At 51.3% G+C, this 12,102-nt stretch carries 13 protein-coding genes, 1 pseudogene and 1 other annotated feature; of the genes and pseudogenes, 10 read left to right on the forward strand and 4 right to left on the reverse strand.

Going from position 1 to position 12,102, the window contains the following annotated elements; translation table 11 throughout:
• The first annotated feature begins 94 nt into the window (after positions 1-94).
• A complete protein-coding gene (gene yidA / locus OGY01_RS09160) occupies positions 95-907 on the forward strand; it encodes a sugar-phosphatase (protein ID WP_045448953.1) in 813 nt (270 codons plus the stop codon).
• A gap of 21 nt (positions 908-928) precedes the next feature.
• A pseudogene (locus OGY01_RS09165) lies at positions 929-1,015 on the forward strand (hypothetical protein); the annotation flags it as partial.
• On the opposite strand, the gene cbrA reads toward OGY01_RS09165, so the two are convergent.
• Complete coding sequence (cbrA, locus tag OGY01_RS09170; RefSeq protein ID WP_200011127.1) at positions 1,012-2,118, reverse strand: colicin M resistance lipid reductase CbrA; 1,107 nt, start codon at positions 2,116-2,118, stop codon at positions 1,012-1,014. The pseudogene OGY01_RS09165 and the gene cbrA sit on opposite strands and share 4 nt — an antisense overlap.
• A gap of 99 nt (positions 2,119-2,217) precedes the next feature.
• On the opposite strand from cbrA, the gene OGY01_RS09175 reads away from it, so the two are divergent.
• Positions 2,218-3,444 carry a YidR family protein gene (locus tag OGY01_RS09175; protein ID WP_286492936.1) on the forward strand — a complete coding sequence of 409 codons (1,227 nt, stop codon included), beginning with the start codon at positions 2,218-2,220 and terminating at the stop codon, positions 3,442-3,444.
• 1 nt (position 3,445) lies between these two features.
• On the opposite strand, the gene OGY01_RS09180 is transcribed toward OGY01_RS09175, so the two are convergent.
• Positions 3,446-3,778, reverse strand: coding sequence for a YceK/YidQ family lipoprotein (locus tag OGY01_RS09180; RefSeq protein ID WP_190284582.1), 333 nt, complete (start codon positions 3,776-3,778; stop codon positions 3,446-3,448).
• A gap of 240 nt (positions 3,779-4,018) precedes the next feature.
• Positions 4,019-4,091: a sequence feature (ROSE (Repression Of Heat Shock gene Expression) occurs in the 5'-region of heat shock genes and acts as an RNA thermometer to modulate expression.), on the forward strand.
• Here OGY01_RS09180 and ibpA point away from each other — a divergent pair.
• The 6 genes from ibpA to OGY01_RS09210 all read left to right on the forward strand — a co-directional run bounded on the left by ibpA (position 4,085) and on the right by OGY01_RS09210 (position 8,217).
• Complete coding sequence (ibpA, locus tag OGY01_RS09185) at positions 4,085-4,498, forward strand: small heat shock chaperone IbpA (protein ID WP_045448945.1); 414 nt, start codon at positions 4,085-4,087, stop codon at positions 4,496-4,498. Its footprint overlaps the feature before it by 7 nt.
• Positions 4,499-4,608: 110 nt before the next feature.
• On the forward strand, positions 4,609-5,037 hold the full coding sequence (ibpB, locus tag OGY01_RS09190; RefSeq protein WP_045448943.1) for a small heat shock chaperone IbpB: 429 nt from the start codon (positions 4,609-4,611) through the stop codon (positions 5,035-5,037).
• Positions 5,038-5,162: 125 nt separating this feature from the next.
• Positions 5,163-6,824: a putative transporter gene (locus OGY01_RS09195; protein WP_045448941.1), complete on the forward strand. Its 1,662-nt coding sequence runs from the start codon at positions 5,163-5,165 to the stop codon at positions 6,822-6,824.
• A 166-nt stretch (positions 6,825-6,990) separates the two neighbouring features.
• Positions 6,991-7,338, forward strand: coding sequence for a YidH family protein (locus OGY01_RS09200; protein ID WP_045448938.1), 348 nt, complete (start codon positions 6,991-6,993; stop codon positions 7,336-7,338).
• Positions 7,328-7,690, forward strand: a complete 363-nt coding sequence (locus tag OGY01_RS09205) for a DUF202 domain-containing protein (RefSeq protein ID WP_045448937.1) — start codon at positions 7,328-7,330, stop codon at positions 7,688-7,690. The genes OGY01_RS09200 and OGY01_RS09205 overlap by 11 nt, the downstream gene beginning before the upstream one ends.
• Positions 7,687-8,217, forward strand: a complete 531-nt coding sequence (locus OGY01_RS09210) for a radical SAM protein (RefSeq protein WP_225761327.1) — start codon at positions 7,687-7,689, stop codon at positions 8,215-8,217. The genes OGY01_RS09205 and OGY01_RS09210 overlap by 4 nt, the downstream gene beginning before the upstream one ends.
• 12 nt (positions 8,218-8,229) lie before the next feature.
• Here the strand turns inward: OGY01_RS09210 and dsdA are convergent, their stop codons facing one another.
• Together dsdA and dsdX are read right to left on the reverse strand one after the other, a co-directional pair.
• The gene (dsdA, locus tag OGY01_RS09215; protein WP_045448935.1) at positions 8,230-9,552 is read right to left on the reverse strand and encodes a D-serine ammonia-lyase; all 1,323 of its coding nucleotides are present in this window, start codon (positions 9,550-9,552) and stop codon (positions 8,230-8,232) included.
• 17 nt (positions 9,553-9,569) lie between these two features.
• Positions 9,570-10,907: a D-serine transporter DsdX gene (gene dsdX / locus OGY01_RS09220; RefSeq protein ID WP_286492937.1), complete on the reverse strand. Its 1,338-nt coding sequence runs from the start codon at positions 10,905-10,907 to the stop codon at positions 9,570-9,572.
• A 229-nt stretch (positions 10,908-11,136) separates the two neighbouring features.
• Between dsdX and dsdC the strand changes: the two genes are divergently transcribed.
• Positions 11,137-12,060 (forward strand): DNA-binding transcriptional regulator DsdC, encoded by a 924-nt coding sequence (gene dsdC / locus OGY01_RS09225; protein ID WP_045448930.1) that lies wholly within the window; start codon positions 11,137-11,139, stop codon positions 12,058-12,060.
• Positions 12,061-12,102: the final 42 nt, after the last annotated feature.

The raw sequence follows: 12,102 nt of genomic DNA on the forward strand, positions 1-12,102 counted from the left end.
GAATCCTGGTTCCTCTTCCTATCCCTTTTTCGTTGCTGTTTTTTGAGCGGAATCGCGTTAGCATGAGGATGGACTCATTTAATCCGGGGAACTCATGGCTATCAAACTTATTGCTATCGATATGGATGGCACACTTCTGCTGCCCGATCACACCATTTCACCTGCGGTCAAAACGGCGATTGCCGCTGCGCGCGCGCGTGGTATAAACGTGGTGCTGACCACGGGTCGCCCGTATGCCGGCGTCCATAGCTACCTGAAAGAACTTCACATGGAACAACCCGGTGACTACTGCATTACCTACAACGGTGCGCTGGTGCAGAAAGCGGGGGATGGCAGTACCGTTGCACAAACGGCGCTGAGCTATGATGATTATCGTTACCTGGAACAGCTGTCTCGTGAAGTGGGGTCACACTTCCACGCACTCGATCGCAACACGCTTTATACGGCTAACCGCGATATTAGTTACTATACGGTGCATGAATCTTTTGTCGCGACCATTCCGCTGGTGTTCTGCGAAGCAGAGAAGATGGATCCGGCAACCCAGTTCCTGAAAGTGATGATGATTGACGAGCCAGAGATCCTCGATAAAGCGATAGCGCGTATTCCGGCTGAAGTGAAAGAAAAGTATACCGTGCTGAAAAGTGCGCCGTACTTCCTCGAAATTCTGGATAAACGTGTCAATAAAGGCACCGGTGTAAAATCACTGGCGGATGCGCTGGGAATCAAAGCCGAAGAGGTCATGGCGATAGGCGATCAGGAAAATGACATCGCGATGCTCGAGTACGCAGGTATGGGTGTTGCAATGGACAACGCCATTCCGTCTGTGAAAGAGATTGCCAACTTCGTGACGAAATCCAACCTTGAAGACGGCGTGGCGTATGCCATTGAGAAGTTTGCGCTGAAATAAGTCAGCCACTTTTATTTACAGCCCGCGCTGGTCTATATCTCCGCTGTTGCCCTGATTGGCGCGATGTCATACATCCTGCTGGTTGGTGATGTGAAACGCGTAGGTTAATGCTCTTCAATCAGCCCGCCGGGTGTCACGGTGGGCTGCTCTTCCTGACCTGACGGGATATGTGCAACGCCGCTTTGCATTATCCATTTACGTGCTTGTGCTGATGTTAATGCCCGACTCTTAAGGATCTTGCCATACAGCTTGATACGCAGTTTGCGGGTGGCTTTGCGGTAAGCGTTATTGATATCTGGCGCTCCCTGCAGGAGTACGCATTTCAGGATCTCCGCGCTGTCCAGCGCATAGCTAATTCCCTCCAGCGAGCTGGCGCTGATAAATCCGGCAGCTTCACCAATCAGAAATGCGTTTTTTTCACCGCAGACAAAGTCCGACCAGCGTGATGGGAACAGCACCGTGCATTTCTCGCTTTTTACCGGTTTACCGAACTGAAAATGGAACGTCTCCATCTTTGTTTTCAGCGCTTCAAAGCGTGCCTGACCATCCTTCATTGGGTATGCGCCACCGAAGATAAAAAATCCGTCTTTGCTGATACTCCAGGAATAACAGTCCGTAGCATCGTTATCAAAAATACACGAGTAAAACGGTACGGGATGTTGTTCAGCAAACCACTGCTGAATGGCGACATATTTACGGATTTGATGTTGTGGGTAGAGATGACGGCGCACCAGTGAATTCGCTCCGTCGGCACCGACCAGATAACGGGCTGTAATCTGCTGTTCCCAACCGTCTGCGCGGAATATCACATGCCATTTACCGTCCTCGTGCCAGATTTTTCGACACAGGCTGTCGTGGTAAATTCTCACATCATCAGGAATAAGAGATTTCAGCCATAAATCAAAAGCATGTCGGTTAATGTTGATGTAGCTACGCTGGTAATTGCGCGTTAGTGATGCCGCTGTATCGATCGTTTTAACACTAAAAATCTGCGGGTTGGCGATGACATCAACGGGTAGCGTAATTCCGTCGCGGATAAACGATCTCTGGGCATCAGGAGCAAGCAAACCACCGCAAGGTTTGGTAAATCCTTCATTTCCACACTGGCGTTTTTTATCCAGTGCAATCACACGCATTTTTCCGCTCAACTGTCGCGCCAGCGTTGCACCTGCCGGGCCTAAGCCGATAATCGCTACGTCAAAATGTTCCATCTTTCTGTCCGCAATAATTAAGATAGCGATACGCTAAAGCCTGAAAGTGAAGTCCTTGTGAAGTATGATTGCTTAAATCGTCTTGTATCAGGGCTCTTCATGAAGCAAATCACCTTTACGCCGCGTAATCATCAGCTTACCAATATCAACACCTGGACCCCGGACAGCCAGTGGCTGGTTTTTGATGTTCGTCCTTCCGGCGCATCGTTTACCGGCGAGACGATTGAACGCGTTAATATTCAAACCGGCGAGCTTGAGGTGGTTTATCGCGCTACGCAGGGGGCGCATGTCGGCGTAGTGACCGTTCATCCAAAATCGGAAAAATATGTTTTTATTCATGGGCCTGAGAATCCAGATGAACACTGGCGTTACGATTTCCATCATCGCCGTGGCGTGATTGCTGGACCGCGTGGGGTGGTTAATCTGGATGCTATGGATATTACCTCGCCGTACACGCCAGGAGCGTTGCGCGGCGGTAGTCATGTCCATGTCTTCAGCCCGAACGGAGAGTTTGTCAGCTTCACCTACAACGACCATGTATTGCATGAACGCGATCCGGCGCTGGATTTACGTAACGTTGGGGTGGCTGCACCTTATGGGCCGGTGAATGTGTCCGCACAGCACCCGCGTGAGTACAGCGGTAGCTACTGGTGCGTACTGGTGAGCCAGACTACGTTTGCGCCACGGCCGGGCAGCGATGAGATAAACCGCGCCTACGAAGAAGGTTGGGTGGGAAATCATACGCTGGCGTTTATTGGTGACACGTTGTCTGTAAATGGCGAGAAAGTTCCGGAGCTGTTCATCGTTGATACACCGAGGAATGAAGGCGGCTGGAAACAGCCAGGTTATGCGCCTCTGGAAGGGACTGAATCGACAATGCCAGCACCGCCATCTGGTGTGGCTCAGCGTCGCCTGACGTTTACACATAACCGCGCCTTTCCTGGGCTGGTGAATCAGCCCCGCCATTGGGTGCGCAGTAATCCAAAGGCGTCTGAAATTGCGTTTCTGATGCGTGATGATAGCGGTGTTGTGCAGCTGTGGCTGATCTCACCACAGGGCGGTGTACCTCGTCAGCTTACGCGATGTACTACGGATATTCAGTCAGCGTTCAACTGGCATCCGTCGGGAAAATGGCTGGGATTTGTGCTGGAAAATCGAATTGTCTGCTGTGATGCGCAGACCGGAAAAATTGATTATTTAACCGAGCGTCACGGTAATCCACCTTCCGCAGATGCGATCGTGTTCTCACCTGATGGTCAACAGGTCGCGTGGATGGAGGATGTCGAGGGTTTCCGTCAGCTATGGGTGGCGGAAACCGGGCGGTAACTTAAGGGGCGGGCATACTCGCCGGGGGGATAACGGAGTTGGTGACTTGCGTTCTCTCCTCACTCCTTTCTACGCGTGATCTGACTGAGTTATCTGAACGGAAAAGATCCCACGGGAGTAGTATCGTATCCAGGACAGCGGTAAATGGCATATCCAGAATGGCCAGCGACTTTGTTCCCCAGTTTGTATCGCTTTCGCTTATCATCGTAGCGCTGGCGCGAGTGCCAGGATAGGTCCCCTCTTTGCCCCCGGTATGCGACATTACGCTGGAGCAGCCACTCACTAAGACCATCGCGCTGTACATTATCACTGTTAACAACATTTTTTTTATCATCATTTATTCATCTGTTAATCATCGGTATTTGCCTGATGAGTTATCGCGATCCATTGCGAAAAATAACGTCACCATCATGTCGCACTACGGCGGCTATCGCACTCTAACGACAACGACTGTCCACCCAGTGTATGCAATAGACAACAAACTGCAAAAAAAGTCAGATGAATACGCTTGAAAAGTTTGTATTAAGACCCATTTTTAGGATGTAGACACATGAAGGGCACGCCTGATGGGTGTCCTGGCTACCTGACCTGTCCATGATGGAAGGTCTAACATTCTCGCTGATTTCAGGAGCTATTGATTATGCGTAACTTTGACTTATCCCCACTGTACCGTTCTGCAATTGGTTTTGATCGTCTGTTTAACCTTCTGGAAAGCAATCAGAGCCAGAGCAATGGTGGCTACCCTCCGTATAACGTTGAGCTGGTAGACGAAAACCATTATCGCATTGCGATTGCCGTTGCGGGCTTTGCTGAAAGCGAGCTGGAGATTACCGCCCAGGATAATTTGCTGGTGGTAAAAGGCGCTCATGCGGACGAGCAAAAAGAACGTACTTACCTGTATCAGGGTATTGCCGAGCGCAACTTTGAACGCAAGTTCCAGTTGGCTGAGAACATTCATGTTCGTGGTGCAAACCTGGTGAACGGTCTGCTGTATATCGAGCTTGAGCGCGTGATCCCGGAAGCGAACAAACCGCGCCGTATCGAAATCAACTAATTCTGTTGGGCCGCGTCAGGCGGCCTGCTATCCCATGCTCGCCGTCAGGGAGCATATGCGAATCCTTGGATTCGCAGGTACTTACTCGCTTCTTAGAAGGAGAAATGACTATGCGTAATTACGACTTATCCCCACTGCTGCGTCAATGGATTGGTTTTGACAAACTGGCCAATGCTTTGCAAAACAGCGGTGAAAGCCAGAGCTTCCCACCCTATAACATCGAAAAGAGCGATGATAACCACTACCGCATTACCCTTGCGTTAGCTGGTTTCCGCCAGGAAGATCTGGATATTCAACTGGAAGGCACTCGCCTGACCGTGAAAGGCACGCCGCAGCAGCCGGATAAAGAGACCAAATGGCTGCACCAGGGGCTGGTAACTCAGTCCTTTAGCCTGAGTTTTACTCTGGCAGAAAATATGGAAGTCTCCGGCGCAAGCTTCACTAATGGCTTGCTGCACATCGATTTAATTCGCAATGAGCCAGAAACTATTCCGCCGCAGCGGATTGCCATTAGCGAACGTCCCGCATTAAATAGCTAATTAGCTCCTTGCCTTTGCCCCGCCAGAAATGACGGGGCTTTTTTTGTGCTTTACCACCCATACTTTGCGCCTGTACTCTGCCAGAATCCATTTACTTAATGATGTTATTCACAGGGAACAGGATAATGAGTGATATAGCATTGACGGTCAGCGTTCTGGCATTGGTGGCGGTTGTCGGGTTATGGATCGGCAACATCAAAATACGCGGTGTTGGTTTTGGCATCGGGGGCGTGCTGTTCGGCGGTATCATTGTCGGGCATTTTGTCGATCAGGCAGGGATGACTCTGAGCGGTGACATGCTGCATTTTATTCAGGAGTTTGGCCTGATACTGTTTGTGTATACCATCGGAATTCAGGTGGGGCCGGGCTTCTTTGCTTCTCTGCGGGTTTCGGGCTTACGCCTGAATCTTTTCGCCGTCCTGATCGTCATTATGGGGGGGCTGGTCACCGCTCTTCTGCATAAGATTTTTGCCATTCCTCTTCCTGTCGTGCTGGGAATATTCTCCGGTGCGGTCACCAATACCCCGGCGCTGGGCGCGGGGCAGCAAATTCTGCGCGATTTGGGTACACCTGTTGATATCGTAGATCAGATGGGGATGAGCTATGCCATGGCTTATCCTTTCGGTATTTGCGGTATCTTGCTCACTATGTGGCTGATGCGTCTTATTTTTCGCGTCAATGTTGAGGCAGAGGCTAAGCAGCATGAATCAACGCTTACTAACGGACATGCGCTGATTCAGACGATGAACATTCGTGTTGAGAACCCGAACCTCAACAATATGGCGATTCAGGATGTGCCTATTCTGAATAGCGATAAAATCATCTGCTCACGCCTGAAACGTGAAGAGACGTTGATGGTGCCGTCGCCGGGGACGATTATCCAATTGGGCGACTTGTTACATCTGGTTGGGCAGCCTGCCGACCTGCACAACGCGCAGGTCGTGATTGGGCAGGAAGTGGATACCTCTCTGTCGACGCGGGGAACGGATTTGCGCGTTGAGCGCGTGGTGGTGACTAACGAGCAGGTACTTGGTAAACGGATCCGTGACCTGCACTTTAAAGAGCGCTACGACGTGGTGATCTCTCGACTGAACCGTGCGGGCGTTGAGTTGGTCGCCAGCAGTGATGCCAGCTTGCAGTTTGGGGATATTCTCAATCTGGTTGGACGCCCCTCGTCCATCGATGCCGTTGCCAATGTCGTGGGCAACGCGCAGCAAAAACTGCAACAGGTGCAGATGTTGCCAGTGTTTATCGGCATCGGGCTTGGGGTTTTGTTGGGGTCCATTCCGTTGTTTATCCCGGGCTTCCCGGTGGCGTTAAAGCTAGGTCTGGCCGGTGGTCCGCTGATTATGGCGCTGATACTTGGACGTATTGGCAGCATCGGCAAGCTGTACTGGTTTATGCCGCCGAGCGCCAACCTGGCGCTGCGTGAGTTAGGTATTGTGCTCTTTCTGGCGGTAGTTGGCCTGAAGTCAGGTGGTGATTTTGTCGATACGTTGATGCAGGGAGATGGTCTGAGTTGGGTTGGCTATGGCATCTTTATCACCGCTATTCCGCTGATTACCGTCGGGATACTGGCGCGTATCTTTGCCAAAATGAACTACCTGACGCTGTGCGGAATGCTGGCTGGTTCCATGACCGATCCACCTGCGCTGGCGTTTGCCAACAACCTCCATGCTACCAGCGGTGCGGCAGCGCTCTCTTATGCCACGGTTTATCCACTGGTGATGTTCCTGCGTATTATTACTCCACAGCTGCTGGCAGTGATTTTCTGGGGAATGGGATAAGTATTTTAACTCACTGAAGATATTGCTCTTATCAGGCCTACAAGATCTATTTTGTAGGCCTTTCCTTTGTCTGAATCACATTACGCAGCCTAACGTTTGAGAATCGGGTTCATACTCCTTTACTGTTCCGGTATAACGACCAGATAACAACATTGAAGGAGTTGTGATGAAGATTTCCCTCCTCGGAGAAGCGCCGGATTACCGTTTCTCGCTGGCAAATGAGCGTACTTTTCTGGCGTGGATCCGTACCGCGCTGGGGTTTCTGGCCGCGGGTGTCGGCCTGGACCAACTGGCACCGGATTTCGCCACGCCGGTCATTCGAGAACTGTTGGCTCTGCTGCTGTGCTTGTTTGCGGGCGGTCTGGCGATTTATGGTTACTTGCGCTGGCTGCGTAATGAAAAGGCAATGCGTCTGAAAGAGGACTTGCCGTACACCCATAGCCTTTTGATAATCAGCCTGATTTTGATGTTTGTCGCGGTGATTGTGATGGGGCTGGTATTGTATGCCGGATAGCCGTAAATCGCGGCGTATTGCCGATCCCGGGCTGCAACCGGAGCGTACATCGCTTGCCTGGCTTCGAACTCTTCTTGGCTACGGCGCATTAATGGCGCTGGCGTTGAAGCATAACTGGCATCAGGTGGGATTTCTCTTCTGGGTTTCTCTCGGTGTACTGGCGATCGTGGCGATAATTCTCTGGCGCTATACCCGCAGTCGTAATCTGATGGACGTTGCACATAACGATTTTTCTGAATCTCGTGCGGTGCGTGACAAATTTATGATCTCTCTCGCGGTGTTATCTCTCGCAATATTGTTTGCTGTAACACACGTTCGCCAACTTATCGTATTTATCGGGGATTTTGCATGACGGGGTGTGAGGACATGGATGTTAGTGAGGGGGGGATTAAGATGGTGGTGGTGGATCACCAGAAATGTCAGTACCCTATTGATTTATATCGAAACTTACAGAAAGACGGCGTTCGTTCTGTGCAGTTTATTCCCCTGGTTGAACGTGATGAAAAAGGCAACCTGACAGCTGAATCTGTTTCTTCAGAAGACTGGGGACGGTTTTTAAATACGGTATTTGATATATGGGTTCGTGAGGATATTACTCGAATATCCATTCCACTGTTCGATAACACGCTGAATCGGTGGTGTGGTCGGACGGGACAAGCCGATCGACAGACGATTTCGCTGCTGAGTACGCGCTGTCAGTCATGTTCCTTGCTGCAATTCTATCGTGGCGATTGCCCGGCATATTGTGATGATGGGAAGGGGGGACTGTGCGCAGGTTATCAAGCGTTCTTTGACCACACCGCCCCGCATATGCGCGTCATGCGCGACTTGCTTAAACAGCATCGCTCACCGATGGAACTGATGGCGATGCTGCGTTAAGGTCAACGGCGTTTAACGTCCTTTAGCGAGGTACTGCGCCATTTCTTCATCCGGCACCATACCGCCGCCGGTGGCCCAGACCAGATGGGTGGCGTTATTGAGCTGCTCTGCGCTGAATCCGTGCATCTGCTGATAGTCAGCAGAATTGCATACGCGCTGAGGACCGGCCATGCCCGCCAGAGCTGAAGGCTCCAGGCGAATACCTTCCTCCTGTGCCAGCCAGCCCAGCATATCGTACATAGTCTGGTCATCAAGAGTGTACAGGCCATCAAGCAGACGCTCCATTGCGCGGCCTACAAAACCCGAAGCGCGACCGACTGCCAGACCATCTGCCGCGGTCAGGTTGTCGATACCAATCTCCTGAACGGAAATCGTATCGTGCAACCCGGTGTAAACTCCCAGCAGCATGCACGGTGAATGGGTTGGCTCAGCAAAGAAGCAGTGCACGTTATCGCCGAACGCTAATTTCAGGCCAAACGCCACGCCGCCAGGTCCGCCGCCCACACCGCACGGTAGATAGACAAATAACGGATGTTCGGCATCCACCACGCGACCTTGCTGTGCAAACTGTGCCTTCAGACGTTGTCCGGCAACCGCATAGCCCAGGAACAATGTGCGGGAGTTTTCGTCATCGATAAAGAAGCAGTTGGGATCGGATTCTGCCGCCTTGCGACCCTGTTCAACAGCCACGCCGTAATCTTCTTCGTACTCAACTACCGTTACTCCGTGGCTGCGCAGTTTGGCTTTTTTCCATGCACGGGCGTCAGCAGACATATGTACAGTTACCTTAAAGCCAATGCAGGCGCTCATAATGCCGATCGACATTCCCAGGTTACCGGTTGAGCCTACCGCGATGCTGTACTGGCTGAAAAACTGTTTGAACTCAGGAGATAGCAGGATGCTGTAATCATCGTCGGTGGTTAGCAGACCAGCTTCCAGCGCCAGTTTTTCGGCGTGAGTCAGCACTTCATAAATACCGCCACGGGCTTTAATCGAGCCGGAAATTGGCAGGTGGCTGTCTTTTTTCAGCAGTATTTCGCCGCAAATACTCTGGCCGTACTCTTTTTCCAGACGTTTTTGCATCGCAGGAATAGCGGCTAGCTCAGACTCGATGATGCCGCCGGTTGCAGCGGTTTCCGGGAATGCTTTCGCCAAATACGGTGCAAAACGAGCCAGACGGGCGTGAGCATCCTGCACATCGTGCTCCGTCAGACCCACGTAGGGTAAACCTTCCGCAAGAGAGGTGGTGCCCGGGTTAAACCAGGTCGTTTCTTTGAGTGCGACCAGATCCTCCACTAAAGGATACTGGGCGATGAGTTTTTGCATGTTTTCCATAGTACGTCTCTTTGCGCTTAGATGATAAAGGAAAGCAGGAATGTGCACGCTAGTGCAATCACCGACGCGATAAATGTCGCGGTCGTATAGTATTTAAACGTCTCATTCAGGGTAGCGCCGCAGTACTGCTTCACCAGCCAGAAGAGAGAATCTGTGACGATTGTGCAGCCAATTGCGCCAGAACCGATGGCAATAGTGATGATCTCCGGGCTGACGTTGGGGTAGAGCGGTAGCATCGGAGCAACAATCGCCGTTGCGCCCATCATCGCTACCGTAGCTGAACCCACTGCGGCATGCAGGATCAATGCCACCAGCCAGGCCAGCAGAATCGGGTGCATATGCATGTTGGAGAGGATCAGTGCCAGGGTATCCGCCAGGCCGCTGCTTTTGAGGATAGCGTTGAATGCGCCACCGGCACCGATAATCAGCAGAATGTTGGCAATTGAGCCAAACCCGTTCTCAGTATGGGTCAGCAGTGTGCTCATGCCGATATGCTGGCGCAGGCCGAGAATGTAATAGGCCACGAAGACGGCGATAAACATTGCTGTGATCGGATTACCGATAAACTCCAGCAGCGTATATACCGTACTGCCTTTCGCCATGTTCAGTTCAGCGACTGTTTTCACCAGCATCAGACCAATTGGCAGCAGTACGGTAAACAGCGTTGCACTCAGTGATGGCAGCGTGTTTTCGTCTCGTACCTTGAGGTCGGAAAACTCGGCTGGTACTGGTTTAAACGGCAGGCGGTTACCGAGGAATTTGAGGTACAGCGGCCCACCAATCAGGGATGCCATCAGTCCAACAAGTAAACCATAAACGATAACAGTACCTAGATCCGCGCCCAGTTTATTCGCCACAAACAAGGCTGCCGGGTGTGGCGGTACTACACAATGCACCGCCATCAGTGCAGTACACAGCGGAATAGCCAGCTTCAGTAATGAGGTATTCGTTTTTTTGGCAATTGAAAATGCCAGAGGAATCAGAAGCACCACGCCGACTTCAACAAACAGCGTAATACCGCAAATCAGCCCAACCAGCACCATAATGACGTCAGCAGAAAGCCAGCGGCAGCGTTGAAGCGTCAGGCCGATGCGTTCCGCTGCGCCAGAAACCTCCATCATTTTACCAAGAATGGTTCCCAGACCGATAACCGCGGCGAGGAATCCCAGTGTGCCACCGATGCCACTCTCAATGGCATTGACCATATCCAGCGGCCCCATGCCCATCATCGTACCCACGAAGAAACTGGCTAACAGCAGCGCCAGAAACGGATGGAATTTAAACTTCACGATGGTCAAAACGATCAACACGATGCTTATCAGCAGCGTGCTCACAACCCAGATTTGAGAGTGCATATCTCACCTTGCCCTGTGATTAACATAGGTTACATTGGACAAAAAAACGGCATGGGCTGACAAACGATAAAATTGGCCTTTCACATGAGCCAAATTGAATCAAAAGGGTGATTTAGGTCTTATTATGGCTGGTTTATGCGACATGCTTCACTTTGAATCATCTTTGTGCTGATTTTTTCAGCGCGTTTTTTTACACTCCGGCTAAAAATTCAGGATGACGGAGGTAAATATGGATCCCCTGCGTGATGTCAGAAATCGTCTGCTCAATGGCTGGCAGCTATCAAAACTCTATACCTTTGAGGTGGCGGCCAGACATCAGTCTTTTGCGCTGGCGGCAGACGAACTGTCGTTAAGCCCGAGCGCCGTCAGCCATCGTATTAATCAGCTCGAAGAGGAGTTGGGTATCCAGTTGTTTGTTCGTTCACATCGCAAAGTGGAACTCACTCATGAAGGTAAGCGAGTGTTCTGGGCGCTGAAATCATCGCTGGATACACTCAATCAGGAAATTCTCGATATCAAGAATCAGGAGCTGTCAGGGACGCTCACCGTTTATTCACGCCCCTCCATTGCCCAGTGTTGGCTGGTTCCGGCTCTCGGTGACTTTACCCGCCGCTATCCATCGATTTCACTGACGATATTGACCGGGAATGACAACGTCAATTTGCAACGAGCCGGGATCGATCTGGCCATCTATTTTGACGATGCACCTTCCGCGCAACTCACTCACCATTTTCTGATGGATGAAGCAATAGTACCGGTATGCAGCCCGGACTATGCTCGCCGCTATGAGCTGGCAGGGTCTTTGGTGAACCTGCCACATTGCACGCTGCTGCACGACAGGCAGGCGTGGAGCAACGACTCGGGTACCGATGAGTGGCACAGTTGGGCGCAGCATTTTTCAGTGAATTTGCCGACATCGTCTGGTATTGGCTTTGATCGTTCTGATTTAGCGGTGATTGCGGCAATGAACCACATTGGTGTGGCAATGGGGAGAAAGAGGCTGGTGCAAAAACGTCTCGACAGCGGTGAGCTGATCGCCCCTTTTGGTGATATGGCGCTGAAATGTCACCAGCATTATTACATCACCACGCTGCCAGGCAGACAGTGGCCAAAAATCGAGGCGTTTATCGGCTGGCTGCAAGAACAGGTATGATGATAATTATTACGTTTTCGCTCTACACCTGATACCAGAGAT

The organism is Citrobacter sp. Cm038 (assembly GCF_030333105.1).
Classification (GTDB): Bacteria; Pseudomonadota; Gammaproteobacteria; order Enterobacterales; family Enterobacteriaceae; genus Citrobacter; species Citrobacter murliniae.

What these genes read in the sequence shown, in the direction of transcription:
- yidA (WP_045448953.1), top strand. Translation starts at nt 95, where the DNA reads ATGGCTATCAAACTTATTGCTATCGATATGGATGGCACACTTCTGCTG.
- cbrA (WP_200011127.1), bottom strand. Translation starts at nt 2,118, where the DNA reads ATGGAACATTTTGACGTAGCGATTATCGGCTTAGGCCCGGCAGGTGCA.
- OGY01_RS09175 (WP_286492936.1), top strand. Translation starts at nt 2,218, where the DNA reads ATGAAGCAAATCACCTTTACGCCGCGTAATCATCAGCTTACCAATATC.
- OGY01_RS09180 (WP_190284582.1), bottom strand. Translation starts at nt 3,778, where the DNA reads ATGATAAAAAAAATGTTGTTAACAGTGATAATGTACAGCGCGATGGTC.
- ibpA (WP_045448945.1), top strand. Translation starts at nt 4,085, where the DNA reads ATGCGTAACTTTGACTTATCCCCACTGTACCGTTCTGCAATTGGTTTT.
- ibpB (WP_045448943.1), top strand. Translation starts at nt 4,609, where the DNA reads ATGCGTAATTACGACTTATCCCCACTGCTGCGTCAATGGATTGGTTTT.
- OGY01_RS09195 (WP_045448941.1), top strand. Translation starts at nt 5,163, where the DNA reads ATGAGTGATATAGCATTGACGGTCAGCGTTCTGGCATTGGTGGCGGTT.
- OGY01_RS09200 (WP_045448938.1), top strand. Translation starts at nt 6,991, where the DNA reads ATGAAGATTTCCCTCCTCGGAGAAGCGCCGGATTACCGTTTCTCGCTG.
- OGY01_RS09205 (WP_045448937.1), top strand. Translation starts at nt 7,328, where the DNA reads ATGCCGGATAGCCGTAAATCGCGGCGTATTGCCGATCCCGGGCTGCAA.
- OGY01_RS09210 (WP_225761327.1), top strand. Translation starts at nt 7,687, where the DNA reads ATGACGGGGTGTGAGGACATGGATGTTAGTGAGGGGGGGATTAAGATG.
- dsdA (WP_045448935.1), bottom strand. Translation starts at nt 9,552, where the DNA reads ATGGAAAACATGCAAAAACTCATCGCCCAGTATCCTTTAGTGGAGGAT.
- dsdX (WP_286492937.1), bottom strand. Translation starts at nt 10,907, where the DNA reads ATGCACTCTCAAATCTGGGTTGTGAGCACGCTGCTGATAAGCATCGTG.
- dsdC (WP_045448930.1), top strand. Translation starts at nt 11,137, where the DNA reads ATGGATCCCCTGCGTGATGTCAGAAATCGTCTGCTCAATGGCTGGCAG.